Source organism: Leptolyngbya sp. FACHB-261 (assembly GCF_014696065.1).
Lineage (GTDB): Bacteria > Cyanobacteriota > Cyanobacteriia > FACHB-261 > FACHB-261 > FACHB-261.
This window is the reverse complement of sequence record NZ_JACJPL010000015.1, coordinates 228,171-244,757: the sequence shown is the minus strand read 5'-3', so window position 1 is coordinate 244,757 and position 16,587 is coordinate 228,171. Positions and strand designations below refer to the sequence as shown.

General features: G+C 52.2%; 14 protein-coding genes. 7 read left to right on the top strand and 7 right to left on the bottom strand.

The annotated features are described in order from the left end of the window. Positions 1-3: 3 nt before the first annotated feature. Together H6F94_RS07335 and H6F94_RS07330 are read left to right on the top strand one after the other, a co-directional pair. Positions 4-1,104 carry an ABC transporter ATP-binding protein gene (locus tag H6F94_RS07335; protein WP_190801559.1) on the top strand — a complete coding sequence of 367 codons (1,101 nt, stop codon included), beginning with the start codon at positions 4-6 and terminating at the stop codon, positions 1,102-1,104. 188 nt (positions 1,105-1,292) lie between these two features. Next, positions 1,293-3,362 carry a P-loop NTPase family protein gene (locus tag H6F94_RS07330; protein ID WP_242041039.1) on the top strand — a complete coding sequence of 690 codons (2,070 nt, stop codon included), beginning with the start codon at positions 1,293-1,295 and terminating at the stop codon, positions 3,360-3,362. Positions 3,363-3,450: 88 nt separating this feature from the next. Here H6F94_RS07330 and H6F94_RS07325 read toward each other — a convergent pair whose 3' ends face one another. From H6F94_RS07325 to H6F94_RS07315, 3 genes are all read right to left on the bottom strand, one after another. Then, positions 3,451-4,827 (bottom strand): aldehyde dehydrogenase family protein, encoded by a 1,377-nt coding sequence (locus H6F94_RS07325; protein ID WP_190801557.1) that lies wholly within the window; start codon positions 4,825-4,827, stop codon positions 3,451-3,453. A gap of 203 nt (positions 4,828-5,030) precedes the next feature. Beyond that, positions 5,031-5,198 carry a hypothetical protein gene (locus H6F94_RS07320; protein ID WP_190801556.1) on the bottom strand — a complete coding sequence of 56 codons (168 nt, stop codon included), beginning with the start codon at positions 5,196-5,198 and terminating at the stop codon, positions 5,031-5,033. A 330-nt stretch (positions 5,199-5,528) separates the two neighbouring features. Next, entirely contained in the window at positions 5,529-6,674 is a 1,146-nt protein-coding gene (locus tag H6F94_RS07315; protein ID WP_190801555.1) for an iron-containing alcohol dehydrogenase, read from the bottom strand. Positions 6,675-6,890: 216 nt separating this feature from the next. On the opposite strand from H6F94_RS07315, the gene H6F94_RS07310 reads away from it, so the two are divergent. Then, a complete protein-coding gene (locus tag H6F94_RS07310; RefSeq protein WP_190801554.1) occupies positions 6,891-7,547 on the top strand; it encodes a ferritin-like domain-containing protein in 657 nt (218 codons plus the stop codon). A 167-nt stretch (positions 7,548-7,714) separates the two neighbouring features. Further along, a complete protein-coding gene (locus H6F94_RS07305) occupies positions 7,715-8,674 on the top strand; it encodes an alpha/beta hydrolase (protein ID WP_242041038.1) in 960 nt (319 codons plus the stop codon). A gap of 721 nt (positions 8,675-9,395) precedes the next feature. Here H6F94_RS07305 and H6F94_RS07300 read toward each other — a convergent pair. Continuing rightward, positions 9,396-10,277 carry an SDR family oxidoreductase gene (locus tag H6F94_RS07300; RefSeq protein ID WP_190801553.1) on the bottom strand — a complete coding sequence of 294 codons (882 nt, stop codon included), beginning with the start codon at positions 10,275-10,277 and terminating at the stop codon, positions 9,396-9,398. A 198-nt stretch (positions 10,278-10,475) separates the two neighbouring features. Here H6F94_RS07300 and H6F94_RS07295 point away from each other — a divergent pair, with 198 nt between their 5' ends. Further along, a complete protein-coding gene (locus tag H6F94_RS07295) occupies positions 10,476-12,194 on the top strand; it encodes an ABC-F family ATP-binding cassette domain-containing protein (protein WP_190801552.1) in 1,719 nt (572 codons plus the stop codon). Between the two features lie 78 nt (positions 12,195-12,272). On the opposite strand, the gene H6F94_RS07290 is transcribed toward H6F94_RS07295, so the two are convergent. Continuing rightward, entirely contained in the window at positions 12,273-12,740 is a 468-nt protein-coding gene (locus H6F94_RS07290) for a PAS domain S-box protein (RefSeq protein ID WP_190801551.1), read from the bottom strand. Between the two features lie 423 nt (positions 12,741-13,163). After that, positions 13,164-13,745 (bottom strand): general stress protein, encoded by a 582-nt coding sequence (locus H6F94_RS07285; protein WP_190801550.1) that lies wholly within the window; start codon positions 13,743-13,745, stop codon positions 13,164-13,166. Between the two features lie 419 nt (positions 13,746-14,164). On the opposite strand from H6F94_RS07285, the gene H6F94_RS07280 reads away from it, so the two are divergent. Further along, positions 14,165-14,761, top strand: coding sequence for a MarC family protein (locus H6F94_RS07280; protein ID WP_190801549.1), 597 nt, complete (start codon positions 14,165-14,167; stop codon positions 14,759-14,761). Between the two features lie 19 nt (positions 14,762-14,780). On the opposite strand, the gene H6F94_RS07275 is transcribed toward H6F94_RS07280, so the two are convergent. After that, complete coding sequence (locus H6F94_RS07275; RefSeq protein ID WP_190801548.1) at positions 14,781-15,950, bottom strand: hypothetical protein; 1,170 nt, start codon at positions 15,948-15,950, stop codon at positions 14,781-14,783. 130 nt (positions 15,951-16,080) lie between these two features. Between H6F94_RS07275 and H6F94_RS07270 the strand changes: the two genes are divergently transcribed. After that, positions 16,081-16,467, top strand: coding sequence for a hypothetical protein (locus H6F94_RS07270; RefSeq protein WP_190801547.1), 387 nt, complete (start codon positions 16,081-16,083; stop codon positions 16,465-16,467). The last annotated feature ends 120 nt before the right edge of the window (positions 16,468-16,587 follow it).

Sequence of the window (16,587 nt, the reverse complement as noted above, 5' to 3'; positions counted from 1 at the left end):
ATCATGGCTAAACTCGAACTACAAAGCGTCAGAAAAGCATATAACCCAACCACGATTCCAGTTAAAGACGTCAGCCTCAGCGTCGAAGATGGCGAATTCTTGACCCTACTGGGGCCCTCCGGCTGTGGCAAATCCACAACTCTGCGCCTAATTGCCGGACTAGAGCAACCAACCGCGGGCAACGTGTTGATTGGCGGTCGCAACGTCAATAACGTTGATCCTGGTCACCGCAACATTGCCATGGTCTTCCAGAGTTATGCGCTCTATCCGCACATGACCGTTTACGAGAACATCGCAGCTGGGCTCAAGCTGCGTGGCATGACTCGTGGCGAGATTCATCAACGGGTGGACGAAGTGGCTGGGTTGCTCGGTCTCAACGAACTGCTCAAGCGCAAACCCGGTCAGCTCTCTGGCGGCCAACGTCAACGCGTCGCTCTGGGACGCACCCTGGTGCGCAAGCCCGATATCTTTTTGCTTGATGAGCCGTTGAGCAATCTCGATGCTTTATTGCGGGAACATGTGCGGGCTGAACTCAAGCAACTGTTCGAAGCGCAGAAAGCGCCGGTTGTCTATGTAACCCACGACCAGACCGAGGCCATGACCCTCTCAACTAAGGTCGCAGTGTTCAACGACGGTTACTTGCAGCAACTCGACCCGCCCAAGCGCATTTACTCCCATCCGGCTAGCCGCTTTGTCGCTGGTTTCGTCGGCAGTCCTCAGATGAACTTCCTGACCATTCCCTGTGAAGGCAATTACGCGCTGCTAGGCGAACGCCGCATCCCACTGCCCGGCCAGCATCGGGCTCAGCAAATCGTCCTGGGTATCCGACCCGAGCACGTGCGCCTAGCCGATCCTGGCGATACCCTAACCGTGCATGGCACGGTGCAACTGGTGGAACCTCTGGGCATGCATAACCTGATTACGCTCAAATTCCAGCAAGATCGGCAGAGCGACCATAGCCTGCGTTTTCTACTCCCCGCCGATCGAGACTGGAGTGTAGAAACTGCAACCGTTGCCTTGCCCTCTGAACACATACACTGGTTTGATAGTGAGTCAGGGGTACGGGTTGGCAGCGAGGTCAGCGCACAGGTTGGCGCTGCCTGAGCAACTCATCTCAGTATTGGCTATCAGGTATCGGCTACGTAGTAGCAAATATTCAGTATTTGGAATAGAAGCTGAAGGAAGCCAGCAAATCCGTAGGTGGAAGCTAGTCTAGGGGATGCATAGGTATGGTGGCCTCGTTGTCACACCTAAGTTCCTCGTACCTGAGTTCCTCACACTGAAGGATGCCCATGTCCTTGTCCCTGGCAGAGCGTCTACGGGCAGAACGCCATCAGCGATTCGTCGGGCGTGCCCTAGAGCGGCAGTTATTCCAATCAGCCTTGGTGGCAGCAGAGCTACCTTTTCATGTATTGCATGTCTTCGGCCCTGGTGGTGTCGGTAAGACGACATTGCTGCGTGAGTTTGTGCGCCTGTGCGAGCAGGCTCAGGTTCCCGCCTTTTATGTAGACGCCCGTAACCTAGAAGCTTCACCTGACTCCTTCTTGAAGGCAGTAAAAGCTGTCATGAGTTCAGCCCCACCTGAGCTCACTGGCTCAAGCCGACAGGTCATTCTTGTTGATACCTACGAACTCATCGACCGCCTCGACGACTGGTTGCGCGATGAATTTCTGCCTCAACTGCCTGCCCAGGCACTGATTGTCCTAGCCGGTCGCCACGCGCCGACTTCGGCTTGGCGGAGTGATCCGGGTTGGCAAGCCATTGTGCAAGTTGTGCCCCTGCGCAATTTGAGCCCCGAAGAGAGCCGGGCTTACCTGACTCGACGCGAGGTGCCATCGGCTGAGCACCAAGGGGTTTTGGAATTTACGCACGGCCATCCCCTAGCACTGTCGCTGGTGGCTGACGTATTTGCTCAGGGCCAGGACTTGCACTTTCAGCCGGAAGCTGCGCCGGATGTGGTCAGAACTCTCCTGGCCCGCTTTGTGCTGGAATTGCCCAGTCCCGCTCATCGCATTGCCTTAGAAGCCTGCGCTCTGGCCCGACTGACTACTGAAACCTTGCTAGCAGAGATGCTGGGGCTGCCAGAAGTTCACGAGCTATTCCAGTGGTTGCGAAGTCTATCGTTCATTGAGGCTGGACGCTCAGGGCTATTCCCCCACGATCTAGCCCGCGAAGTGCTGATCGCTGATCTGCGCTGGCGCAATCCTGACTGGTACACCGAGTTGCACCTGCGGGCTCGCACCTATTACACCAGCCGCCTAGAGCAAACGCGGGGACAAGAGCAGCACAGCACCCTGTTCGATTACATCTTCCTGCACCGCGATAACCCTGCGGTGCGTCCGCGCTTCACCTGGCATGAAAGCAGCACGCTGCTGACCGACCGCCTGCGTGAAGGTGACCCACCAATTCTAGTCAGCATGGTAGCAGCCCATGAGGGGGAGGCATCAGCTCAGCTGGCTGCCCATTGGCTGGCTCGGCAACCCTACAGTGTGCTGGTATTTCGAGACGGCGAAGGCACTGCCCCGGTTGGCTTCGTCATGATGCTGGCCCTGAACCAGACCACGCCTGAGGAGCGCAGTGTCGATCCCGCGGCTCAAACTGCCTGGGACTATCTGCAAAACCACACCCCCTTGCGAGCTGGCGAAGGCGCAACTCTGCTGCGCTTCTGGTTGGCTGCCGATACCTATCAGGCTGTTTCCCCGATTCAAAGCTTGATTTTCATTCATTTCGTGCAATATCACCGCACGACTGCAGGGCTAGCCTTTACCTTTTTCTCCTGTGCAGAACCCGATTTCTGGGCTGCGATGTTCAACTACGCTGACCTGGCTCGTCTGCCAGAAGCAGACTTTAGCGTGGGTGAGCGGCATTACGGCATGTATGGCCACGACTGGCGTGCGGTGCCACCGATGGCCTGGCAGGCGTTATTGGCGCAACGGGAGATTGCTGCCTCGGTGCAAGCGACCGCGACTCCAGAGGTAAGTATGCCTCTGATGGTGCTCAGTCAGCCTGCTTTTGTGGAGGCTGTGCGCGAAGCCCTGCGCAATTTTGCCCGGGCCGATGCTTTGCGCAACAATCCTCTGTTGCAGTCGCGGTTGGTGATGGAGCAAGTTCCGGCTCAGACGGATGTAGCTGAGCGCATTGCGGTCTTGCGCCAACTGATTCAGTCGGCCTGTGAGTCCTTGCAAAGCTCGCCCCGAGAGGCCAAATGTTACCGGGCATTGCACCGAGCCTATCTTCAGCCTGCCCCCACCCAGGAGCAGGCAGCTGAGCTACTCGACTTGCCTTTCAGCACCTTCCGTCGCCACCTCAAGACTGGCATGTCCCAGGTTGCAGACTTGCTCTGGCACCAGGAGATTGGCTAGAGCTAGATCCAGAGAGATCCAGATAGAGCAGGTCGTGGGGCAGCTGAGCTAGAGAGGTGCGCCCAGGCTCGACTGCCTCATGACCTGCTCAAAGCCAAGCCTTGAAATGCCAAGCCTTGGGTTGCGTAAAGGTCTGAATGCCATAGGTGGAGAGAGTGAGACCTTGGCCCGAATGACCCCGACCGGACCAAGGCAAGCGGGGGCTAACCCGGTCGCAACAGTTCCAGTAGGCTGTGCCGGTATTGAGTTGGCTTAAAATTCGTTCTGCTCTAGTTCGCTCAGCGGTATAGACACTTGCCGTTAGGCCGTAGGGCGTATCTGCCATCAACTGAGCGGCTTCAGCATCGTCCTTGACCTTCTGGATGCCAATCACCGGTCCAAAGCTCTCATCGCGCATCACGCTCATCGAGTGGTTCACCGCAACCAGCACCGTAGGCGCGAAGAAGAAGCCGGTTCGTGGCAAACGCTTGCCGCCACATAGCAGTGTTGCTCCTTGGGCTAGAGCATCGCTCACTTGCGCCTCTAGAACCGTCAACTGAGCTGAACGTGCCAGCGGACCGATGTAGGTCTCGTCGTGATTGGGGTCGCCAACTTGAAAACCCTGCACCGTAGTCAGAAATGCCTCAACGAATGCCTCATAGACGGCTTCATGCACGTAGATGCGCTCCAGGGCGCAGCAACTTTGGCCGGTATTGTAGAAGGCGCCATCGGCAACGGCCCCAGCCACTGTCTGAACACTGACGTCATCGCAAATGTAGGCTGCATCCTTACCCCCCAATTCCAGTTGCACCTTCATCAGGTGCTTCGCTGCGGCGACAGCGATTTTGCTGCCTGTCGTGTAGGAGCCGGTGAAAAACACCCCATTCAGTGGGTGGTCAAGCAGCAGCGCTCCAACCTTGCCATCGCCAAGCACGGTCTGAAAAATACCCTCCGGCACACCTGCCGCTTGCATTAGCGCAGCAATCGAGCGTCCAGTTAGTGAGGCATATTCAGATGGTTTATAGAGAACAGCATTGCCTGCCAGCAGGGCGGGAATGAAGACGTTACTGCCGACAAAGTAGGGATAGTTCCAGGCTGAAATATTGGCGATTATCCCCAGCGGCTCGTGAGTGATCTGCTCTTGCAATCCCAGCTCAGCATCGGCTAGGACCGTCTCGGGAGCTAAGACGCGCTCAGCTTGCTCCAAGAAAAAAGCGACGCGACTAGCTGTGGTGCGAACTTCAGCACGGGCTTGTGTGATTGGCTTGCCCGTCTCTGCGGTTAAGGTTGCTGCCAGGTCACCGGCTTGCTCACTCAGTAATTGGCTAAATCGCTCAATAGCCTGAGCTCGCTCTCTGTAGGAACAAGCTGCCCATATAGGCTGAGCTGCTTTAGCCTGAACGACTTTGTTAGCCACTGAAACTGCGTCGTCTTCGGGTAACTGCACCAACACCTTCTCGCTAGCGGGATTGATCACAGTGAGCATGGAAGTTTCCCCGAAGTTTTCCTGGAGGGCTAGGTTTTAGTATTGCGCCTCCAGGCACTGCTCCTAGCTCTTGTGAGGGAAGTTTAAGCTTCTGAGTGAGCTTCTAAACTTTCAACCAACCCGTTCGCAACCTATATGATGTTATGTCCAGTGCAGGAATGAGACAGCTGGATCAGTGAAACAACTGAGTCTGTGCTTCTAATTTAAGCTGAGGCAATCGCTCCCTTGTCCTGTTTTTGCGTTGGAGAAATCCGTGAAACTTCGTGAACTAAAACGCGACCATCCGGATACACAAAACAAATAGTGTTGGCTCCCAATTTAGAAGAACCTTCTCTCAGCCTGGACTCGGGCAGATTGCGGTTGGGGGTCATGGCTAACTCCAGGGAGAACGACTGGCTTGTTGGGGATACCAGTTAGCATATGAAGCTCTCCCACGGTCTGTTCACCGCAAAAGCTATTAAAAAAGTACGCGGTAACCTCAGTTGACACCTAGTTAGCGAGGTGCAGTTAAACCTTTTTACAGTTCCTACACTCAATGGAACGGCTAACTTAACCTTGTCTTGATACTAAGCCGGTCTGGATACTGAGAAGTACGTAGTCGCTAAATTGATTAGGGAATCAACTTGGGCAGTGTAGCGGTATCTTACCCAGCTCAATCGCAATAACAGACAACAGCTGGGAAAAAGATACCAATAAGATACCTACAGGGCTTCTGCGTAAATACTGCGGATATCTTCAGCTGTGCAGGGACGGGGATTGCGCGAGTGGCAACCATCGGCAAATGCCACTGCTGTTAACTGATCTAATTTGTCAGCACTGACGCCGACTTGCGAGAGCCGAGCTGGCAGGCCAATCTCAGCTCTGAGTGCTTCGAGCCATTGAATAAAGCCTGCGGCAGTTGGCTCTGCCGCCTCTGTAGCTACCGCAAGATGGGCTAGCCGTTGGGGCACCGCCAATTGGTTGAAGCGCATGGCATAGGGCAGCATCAGGCTGTTAGCCAAACCGTGGTGCAGATCATAAACCGTAGACAGGGCATGGGCACAAGAGTGCGTGACCCCCAAGCCTTTTTGAAAGGCAACGGCCCCCATCATGGCTGCCGCCAGCATCTCACTACGGGCACTGAGGTCATCTCCATGCTGCACACTGCGCGCTAAGCTCCGCGCAATCAGACGCACGCCATCAAAGGCAATGCCATCGCACATTGGTTGAAAGCCCTTGGCGAGGTAAGCCTCGACACAGTGAGTGAGGGCATCAATGCCTGTTGCCGCTGTCAGCTTGGGGGGTAGACTTAGCAGCAGTTCCGGATCGGCAAAGACCAGTTGCGCCAGCAAGTGGGGCGAGAAAATGATCTTTTTAGCGTGGGATTCGTCGTCAGAGATCACGGCACTGCGGCCCACTTCGCTACCTGTTCCTGCGGTAGTGGGCACGGTCACGAAAAAAGGTAATTCCTGGTCGATAGGGCGTCCACCGTCCTCTCTGCCATCCTCATAGTCAAATAGGTCGCCGGGGTGCGAGGCCATCAAAACTACTGCCTTCGCGACATCCATCGCCGCACCACCACCCACGGCAATGACTGCATCAGCGTCATGTTGTCGAAAGGCTTCAACGCCAGCGTTCACTTGAGACTTAACAGGGTTGCCCTCCAACTCACTAAAGCTGCTAACGCTCAAGTCGGGGCCCTGTAGATTGCTCAGGATCTCCGCAAAGAAGGGCTGGCTGTTCACACCCCGGTCAGTGACCACTAAAGGCCGTTTCACTCCCCGAGTTTTGAGGGCTTGCCGAATCTCTCGTCGCGCACCGACGCCAAAGCGAACTGTGGTTGGAAAGCTGAATTCATACAGGCTCATGGCTAGAACTTGTAAGGGGAGAGCATGAACGAAGCTACCCCGAAGTGGAGGTTGAACCTGAAGCCGTCCATACCATTCTGAGACTTGTGTTGCTGGCTGCAGACAGAGTTGCTCAAAAAGTGAGCTAAAAATGGCGCTGAGGCGAGCACCTTTTGGTCTGGGAAATGACTAGGGCGAGCAGGCAAGCTGTCAATAACTAAACCAGGAGACAGCAGCATGCAGGATCCGATTGTGCGTCGGCCTAACACCTCTTCACGCCGTAGCTTGCTAAAAAATGGCATGTTAGCGGGCGGAGCATTAGTGGGTGTGGCAGGGACCGCAGGCTTGGCCGCTATCACTGCCTCTCCAGCTAACGCGGCCCATGAAGCTAGCGACGCTGCCATTCTTAATAAAGCTCTGTTTTATGAACATCAAGCAATTTGGGCCTACAGTTTTGCCGCAGGCAAGCTCAGCAATACGGATGTTGGTAAAGCTGTTCTAGCCTTGGCGTTGCGCAACCAAGCTGATCACATGCAACACCGAGATACCTTGAGTGCAGCGGTCCGCAGCTTAGGGGGCGCACCGGTTATGGCACGCTCAAGCTATGACGTCTCGTCTTACATCCGAGCGGGCGAAGGCAATCTTGATTCTGACGTGAACATTGCCAAGCTGGCTTTAGCGTTAGAAACAGATGCCGCCATTGCTTATGGCAGTGAAATTTCTAAGTTGAAGACGCCTGCACTGATCACGGCAGGTGCAAGCATTGGCGCAGTTGAATCAACCCATGCAACCGCAATTCGTGCTGCCTTCAAATCTCTGGGCGTGGGCATCGAATATGTGCCTGCCTCATTTATTAGCGCCGATACTCGTAGCCAGTGGGTTCTGAAAGTTTAGGTCCATGGTCTAGAGCCATAGAAATCTGAATGGCTCTCAGTTGGCTTGGAAATGTACTTGCTCAGGGAGATAATTCAACACTCTCTGAGCTTTCTCATGCTTTTTAATCTTTTAGGGACATCACCCAATATCAACGTTAATGTAAACTGTCCCATTGTGAGATTTCAATGAATTCAACGACTCAACGCAATGGCTATCGCAATCGCTCTAGACGGGATAATCTTTTTGGGGCTCCCAAACCTATGGAGGTGTGGCCTAATTTATTCTTCAGACTTCTGCTTGCGGGTAGTGTCGGCTCAGTTTTGTTATACCTCTTGGTTTGTTTGATCTTGTGGTCTCAGCAACGTCATTTCATTTTTCAGCCGGAAAGAATAATTCAAACCACACCTGCTGTCTACCAACTTAAGTATCAAGATGTTTATCTGCCAGTCACCAACTCTGATGGGGTAGCCAATCATCTCCACGGTTGGTGGATTCCGGCAGCTCAGCCTGACTCCAAAGTATTGCTATATCTACATGGTACCGGTGCTAATATCGGAGCTAATGTTGAGCACGCTCGTAGACTTCACCAACTGGGATTCTCAGTTCTTCTAATTGACTACCGAGGTTATGGTCACAGCGGCGGCAAATTTCCCTCTGAAACTCAAGTTTATCAAGATGCCGAGATTGCTTGGAACTATTTGATTCAGCAGCAAATCAAGCCGCAGCAGATTTTCATCTACGGTCATTCGCTAGGAGGCGCAATTGCTATTAACCTAGCAATTCATCATCCTGAAGCTGCCGGTCTGATGGTCGAGAGCACTTTCACTTCCATGAGTGAGATGGCAAGACGAAATTCCCGCTTTTGGTTCGTGCCTACAGATTTGCTCCTGACCCAACGCTTCGCCTCTCTGGACAAGATTTCATTGTTGAAATTGCCCATCCTACTGTTACACGGAACGGCTGATCATACAGTGCCTTTTCAGATGAGCCAACGCCTCTTCGCCGCAGCGCCAACGACAAAAGAATTAGTGCTCATCCCTGGTGGCGATCACAACAATAATGCTCAGGTTAATGGTGCTCGATACCGACAAGCTGTGCAAGCGTTCGTTACGCAAACCTGTACTGTCACGCATCGGGGCTGTTGATGATTTACAATTCATCAAATTCCGTGTCGTTGCTTAGGCTCAACTTGACCTGCGTTTTCCAGGCATACCGGGCAATTTCGACAGCTGTCAAATGGAATTCTCAATATAAGCAGTGCTGGCTGCCTTCATCGACCGGATGCTCTGTCCATTAAGCTCCTCGGTAAATAAATCTGCACCAACGATCTAGTTTGTCTGCTCTGCGGTTTGATTAAGCCAGCGCTGTCTAACCAAAGAACTAAAGACATCAGAAAAAGACTCATTAGTGCCCCCGGCCGTCCTTAATAAACTAGATTGGCTTCGTGTTGGGTGATGTCGTAAGCAAGCTCGTAACCAATGACGTTAACGGTCTTTGCGAAGTGCTACGACTGGCTCAAAGTGCGAAGAGCCCAATCCTACTGATCCAAAGTGCCCCATCGCATCAGCTCACCCAACAGATGCGGTGACGGAATTCATTGAATTAGATAAGTTTTATAAGAGCAAGATACGGCTCTAGTGGCTTTGTGCTTCATGGATAGCAAGTTCCCTCCCCTCCATCTGCGCTTGAAGAGTGATTGGGGTTGGGGAGATACATTGCTCCTAGGTTCTACCCTAGTGTTAGCCGCAGTTGTCCCCATCTAAAGGCATAGGACTAGACATGGAGTTTAGACACAGATCAGCTTAAAGAAACTGCCTTTTGTGCCTGAGTCGTACTTATGTCTTGCAGGCTCGTGTCTTGCACAGGTCATACAGGTCCAGCAATGCGGTCCAGGCCATAAAACTTGCTCTGGAGCCGATCCTTGACCGCAGCAGGCAACAAATTGAGCAATGGCAGGAGTAGTGCTCCCCCGGGAGCCGCTACGTAACGAGCGCGAGGACGGCGGTCAGTGACGGCCTTGACTATTACTTGAGTTGCTCGTTCTAGAGGCCAGGCTACCTTATCAACCTGGTCCACTATTCCCTCTAGCTTCTCAAAGGCAGGGGCATAGACGGTTTGCTTAGGATCGGCAATCGTGCCCTCGGCTTGCTGCTGCGCGACTTTGAAGAACTCCGTGCTCACTGGCCCAGGCTCAATCAACACCACAGAGATGCCAAAGGGAGCGAGTTCCATGCGCAAAGCATCGCTAATCGCCTCTAGAGCGTACTTGCTGGCACTGTAGATCCCAGAGAAAGGAGAGGCGACTTGTCCCGCCAGCGAACTCAAGTTGACGATGCGACCGCCCCCAGCCGCTCGCATGGCAGGGACCAGAGCTCGAATCAGGGTTAGGGGACCGAAGAAATTCACATCCATCTGCCGCCGTACAGCAGCATCACTCACTAACTCCACAGGCCCCATCTGACCGTAGCCTGCGTTGTTGACCAGCACATCCACCCGTCCGAAGTGGCTCAGGGCTTTTTGGGCTAAGCCGTTTGCCTGCTGTGCATCGGTAATGTCCGTCGCCACGCTGAGGACTTTGGCTCCTGCCTTGGAGCAATGCTCGGCGACTGCTTCTAACCTTTGCGGGTTGCGACCACTCAGCACTAAACGCACGCCTAGAAACTGGCGAGCAAGTGCCTCGGCCAGGGCAGCACCGATGCCTGATGAGGCTCCCGTAATTAAGATCACCTGTTCGGACGTAGAGCGCATAGCAGCGGTTCGTTGCAAATCTTTACTTGTCTGTGAATTGAGAATACCCACTAATGTATCGAGTCGAGCGATCGGATACATGAACCTAGGGAGGCAGCCCTGCTGTTGCCGTGCGAAGATTGAACTAAGTAATTCGTTACAAACAACGTCCGCTGGCCCCGTCCTGACCTGACCCCTGCCTTTGTAGGAGCCTTCCTAATGCTGCGACTCGAACACATCAGCAAAATTTACCCCACAGGTGAAGTCCTCAAGGACGTGAACTGGGAAGTCAAGCCGGGAGACCGTATTGGCCTGGTGGGGGTCAATGGAGCGGGTAAATCAACCCAGCTCAAGATCATTGCGGGTGAGACGGAGCCAACCTCTGGTGAAATCATCCGGCCTGCGTCTCTACACATCGCTTACCTCAGCCAAGAGTTTGAGGTTGATCCACAGCGAACTGTGCGGGAAGAATTGTGGACGGTGTTCACAGAAGCTAACCGGATCCAGATGGAACTGGCGAAGGTGCATCGCGATATGGAGCAGGCAGACGCGACCCAACTTGATCGCCTGATTCACAAGATGGATCGCTTGCAGCGCGAATTCGAGGCCCGGGATGGCTATGGATTGGATGCACGCATCGAAAAGCTGCTGCCGGACCTGGACTTTGAACCCGAAGACGCTGAACGGCTGGTCAGCAGCTTCAGTGGTGGCTGGCAGATGCGCATGAGTTTGGGCAAAATTCTATTGCAATCGCCCGACCTGCTGCTGCTGGACGAGCCGACAAACCACTTGGATCTAGAAACAATCGAGTGGTTAGAAACCTATCTGAAAGGGTTAACGACACCAATGGTGATCGTTTCCCATGACCGCGAATTTCTAGATCGCCTGTGTACGCAAATTGTCGAAACTGAGCGTGGTGTTTCTACCACTTACTTGGGCAATTATTCCAGCTATATACAACAGAAGCTAGAAGGTCGCGAAGCTCAACAGAGCGCTTACGAGCGTCAACAGAAGGAACTGGAAAAACAACAGGCATTTGTAGAGCGCTTTCGGGCAAGCGCCACCCGTAGCACTCAAGCCAAAAGCCGCGAAAAGCAACTAGATAAGATTGAGCGCATCGAGTCACCCGTAGGGGATTTGCGCACGCTGCACTTTCGTTTTCCCACAGCACCTCGTAGTGGGCGTGAAGTGGTTGAGATCAAAGACTTGACCCATTTGGCTGGCGATAAAGTGCTGTTCTTAGGAACGGATCTGCTGATTGAGCGGGGTGATCGTATTGCCTTCCTAGGGCCTAATGGAGCCGGTAAGTCTACATTGTTGCGTCTGATTATGGGCTTGGAAGCTCCTTCAGAAGGCAAAGTGGAATTGGGTAACCACAATGTTGTTCCGGGCTACTTCGAGCAGAACCAAGCCGAAGCTCTAGACCTAAATCGCACCGTCATGGAGACAATTCATGATGCCGTGCCCCAATGGAGCAATGAGGAAGTTCGGACTTTATTGGGTCGCTTCTTATTCAGTGGCGACACTGTATTTAAGAAGGTAGCAGCGCTGAGCGGCGGCGAAAAAGCGCGTTTAGCACTAGCAAAAATGTTGTTGGCTCCGGTGAACCTGTTGATCCTCGATGAGCCTACTAACCACCTGGATATTCCAGCTAAGGAAATGCTTGAAGATGCCATTCAAAATTATGATGGCACTGTGCTAGTTGTCTCTCACGACCGTTACTTTATCTCGCAAGTTGCGAACAAAATTGTGGAGTTGCGCGACGGGGAACTGCGAGTTTATGAGGGTGGCTATGCTTACTATTTGGACAAGATTGAAGAAGAGAAACTAAAGGCCAAGCTAGAAGCTGAGCGAGCAGCCAATGAGGCTAAAGCTGCAGAGAAACGGGCCAAGCAAAAAGAGAAGGAAAAAGCTCGCAAGACCAACGCTAGGACCTAAGGCTAGAACTGGTGTTGGGTTAGCTTTATCCTTACGTTAGGTGGACTTGCGCTAGATGGGCTTGCAATAGGCGAGAGGTTACAACAGCCCTCGCCTCTGCTGGCTCAATTCCCGAGAACAGGCAACTGTATATTCTCTACCCCTGAACTCTAGATAACAGACAGAATTTTCAACTGAAACTAGGCTGCCATCTTTGCACCGATGCAAGGCTCCAACAGTTAGACAGCCCTGTTGCTTGAGGCCCTGCCAGTAATCCTGCCACACCTCTAAAGTTAAACCCTGTGCAATATCGGGTACCGACATTGAGAGCAGTTCTCGGCGGCTGTAACCCAGATGCGCACAAGTTGCATCGTTGACATAAATGAAGCGGGCATCAGGTGATGTCCAGGTCACTGGATAAATAGCACAACGGGAGAACCTTAACGCCCATCGTAGTGCCTGCTGGCTTCTGACCGAACTCTCTCTAGCTAGCTCAGTCAGGGCAGCCTGTTGAGTTGCTCTTTCTAAAGCATGGGCAAAGCAGTCTAATTCTAAAGTAGATGCCATGACAGTCTTTTCAAGATGGGTTTTGCTTTAGAGTGCCTTCAGTCTTGAGGGTTTTGGTCGATTGTTCACGCAATGCAATACATCAGCTTAAGTCTGAACTGCTCAGACCTTGAGCTAACAAACCGCGACAAGTCTAGAGCTTGTTAAAAATTGCAAGACTACCCTACCTAAAACGGTATGAATTAATACGGAAGCTGGTCAATGAGCCCAACTTTGAGAAAGTCCAGTCTTGAGAAATTAAGCCGTCTCTCGTACCAAGGCTTACGAGTAGATGCTACTGCCTACTGTTTTAGCAGTATATACTCAGACATACAACCTAACAATAACTTGTATTGCTAGGTTGTATGTCTGAGTATAAAACTGGCTCCATAGAGCCCTGCTCTACGCTAGAGCAGGGCTCAATCAGGGGTTGAACAATTAACGTTAATCTTGCTTCACACGAATATCGGGATCATCGTGGTAGACATGGCCGAAGCGCGTATCAGAAACATCATAACTAGCGAACTCTTCGATGCCACTGTCATGCAAGATCGTCTCGGCTCGTACAACGTCGGCCTTGGAACCCTCAAGGATCACCAAAAAGTCGCCCCGCTGAATGCGATCGTGGTAGACCTGGGCCCGACTCTCGGGAACGCCTAGACCGGCCAAGGCACCCAGTAAACCGCCCGTAGCGGCACCCACGCCAGCACCAGCAGCAGCGGTTGCTAGGGCACTACCCAAAGCTCCGGCAGTGATCACAGGACCAACCCCTGGAATAGCCAGCGAACCAATACCGAGTAATAAGCCAGCCAGACCACCGGCAACCGTGCCAGCCGAGGCGCCAGCAGCAGCGCCAGTTGTGGTGACATCCGCACCGCCGACCCGACCTTCTTCGGTGTCTCGGGCAACGATGGATAGGTTATCCATTGGGAAACCGGAAGCTCGTAGCTGGTTAATCGCTAGCTCTGCTTTGTCACGCGTAGGGAAAATGCCAATTGCTCGTCTGTTGTCGTAATTTATTGCCATACTATCCGATCCTCCATGTTCTAAATCCTGTCTTCATAGTGGGGAGGGAAATAGTAGTTTTCATCACTCTTCAGGTAGGCTGTACTCAGCAATAAGAGAGATTAGCGAGGTTTTACAAGCTTGTATGATTAGGCTGGTCGCTAAATCTCAAGCTAAATCTCAAGAAGCCAGTTGAAATTATACGTAGGAGCCCATAGGAAACTTGGGGCAGGTTGCCAGCACCACTCAAGCACAGAGCTAGGTTGCAACTCCGCTCAGAAATTATCTAGAAGTATCAGATTGTACAACGGTTGATTGTAAGCTAGCTCTCAAATTGGCTCTCTGGCAGCAGTCAAATGGGTCAGTTTCAAACAGCAATCTTCAATTCTGACTAGATAAGCTACTGTTGAGAAAGCCCTCCCATTACATTTGGTTTACTTGTGGATACTGCCGTTCTGGTTAAAACCTTCCTAGCCGTATTTGTCTTGGCAGATGCTTTGGGTAACGCCCCAATCTTTCTGATCCTAACTAAGGGCATGGCTCCAGAACAGCGAGACAGCGTTGTGGATCGGGCCAGCGTTGTCGCAACTGGCGTCCTGTTGGGCTTTGCATTCGCGGGTCAGTCAATTCTGGATTATTTGAGCATTAGTATTGGCTCTTTGAGAGTGGCTGGTGGCCTGCTCTTACTGTTGATCGCACTGCAGATGCTGGAGGGAGAGCTAGATACGCCGATGGTAGATCAAGAGCGGGATGTTGCGATTACGCCACTGGCTCTACCACTGCTGGCCGGTCCTGGTACCTTAACGACCGTGATGCTATTGATGTCTGAGTCGCCCTCCGCTCACATTAGTGTGGCGGTTGGCATCGTTGCAGCGATGGTAGTAACTTGGTTTATTGTGCGTCAAGCTGGTCTAATTGATAAGTGGATTGGGGCTGAGGGGGCAGTGATTGCGACCAAGCTACTTGGCTTTCTGCTAGCGGCTCTAGCTGTGGAGATTGGTAGTGCTGGCATCCGTGAACTGTTTTTGACCCCCTGATGTCTCTTGACCTGACTCTCTAAGACAAACTCTGGCGGTCGTAGATGTCGCCGAGCAGCCCGCGTCGAGTCTTGCCTCCAACCACTAGAAACCACAGTTTTTTGAACTGCCAGAGGTATAGAGGAACGGGATGAGCCGCTCGGTTGCGCAGCTTCGTGATCTGGTCAAGGGTAGAAGCGGCAACTTCGCCTAGACCTAGCCACTGAGCAAGCGGGTGTTGCCACTGCCGTAGAAATCGTTTGATTTGTTGGGAATCAGCGTGGTTAAGGGCGTCTCGCAGAACAATGGTGCGATGCAGCTTATTTTTGTCCGGCGGGCTGCACTGCTCAAGGGCATCACTGCGATAAGTTTCCCATTGGTTAGATAGGAGGCGAGGCAGCATGCCTAACGTGTATTCTTGATTCGGCTTCAAGGTTAGACCCCCTAGCTCAAAAAAAGAGTTGCCGTAGCTAGCGTTGCCCCCACCCGTTGCTAAAAACTGGTAGAGCTTGGCAAAGAAAGGGCTGACAATTTCAGTTTCGATTACAAAGCCAAGCCTAAGACCTGCTTCGGTGTAATCATCAATGAAATTCTTAGCCCCGATCAGTTTGTAGTGTTCGTAGGCTGTGCATAGGTCCTGCTGGCTGGATGAGCTGATGCTGTTCCAGGTGAGTTCCCCTAACTTTGTTCTAACAATTCTTTCAAGCTTGGCAGGGTCGAACTGAGGCAGGGGCTGTTTAAGTTGAGCTTGCAATTGCGCTAGATGAGCCTCCCGTTCTCGGATTTGAGACTCTTGGTCGGCAACAGCGAGCTGAAGATCCTGGAGTTGTTGTTGTTGCTCTCCTGAGAGTTGGTTAAGCTTCTGGTTGAGAATTCCAAGCTGCTGTTTAATGATCGCGATCTGCTCATCCTTTTGCTGAATGATCTGATCTTTATCGGAAATAATCTGCTCTTGATCTTGAACTAACTGCCTTTTTTCTTCGACTTCTAAGGCACTGAGTGCAACTTTAATCAAGTTGTAAAAGCGGGGCTGCGAAACGTCGACTGTCTCTGCCTCTTGGCGACATACCCCTAGAAGACCAGTTTTTGCCCCTTGAGCAATTGCCAGTACCTTACCTTCAGAATTTCTGATTCTTAACTCTCTACTGTCCGCTTCTCCGGCGAGGCTACAACTGTATTTGCGTCGGTTGTAATAAAACTCAGCCTTCATCACCGGCAATTGGACTCATCAATGCATCAATATACCCTTCGACGGAGGAAGGTGCAGCCAAATCATGGCTTATTAGAAAAGTAGAACAAATGAACTACTAAGACGGGTCTAACAAAGGGATAAAGCGAGTATGACGATTGAAGCACTGCGCAAAAGTGAAATGATGACCCATCTGCTCGACGCTCTCGATGCAGGGCAAGATATTGGCCACTATGGTCGGTTAGTCTTTGCGATGGTCGCGCGTCATTTTATGACTGAAGACGAGTTGGTTGAGCAGCTTCAAAAAGACCAAGATTTCAGCGAAGAAAAGGCTCGTGCTTTGGTCGAACAAGTAAAGGGGCACGACTATAATCCTCCCCGGCGCGAACGCATTTTAGAATACCAGCGCCAGCAAGAGTTTCCTATTTGTCCCAACTCTGAGGACCCGGATGCCTGCAATGTCTATCGAGATTTGCAGTTCCCGGACGAAGTGTATGAAAGTATTTCCAATTACCACGAGCACAAGGCAGCAAGCTAAGCTCTAACCCGAAATTTCGATACGTTTAATACGTCAGTTTTGAATGAGAGTTGCCTTAATGGCGGCTCTCATTTTTTAAGCCTGCTTATGGTGAAAACTTGCGGAGCCTTAAAAAGATTG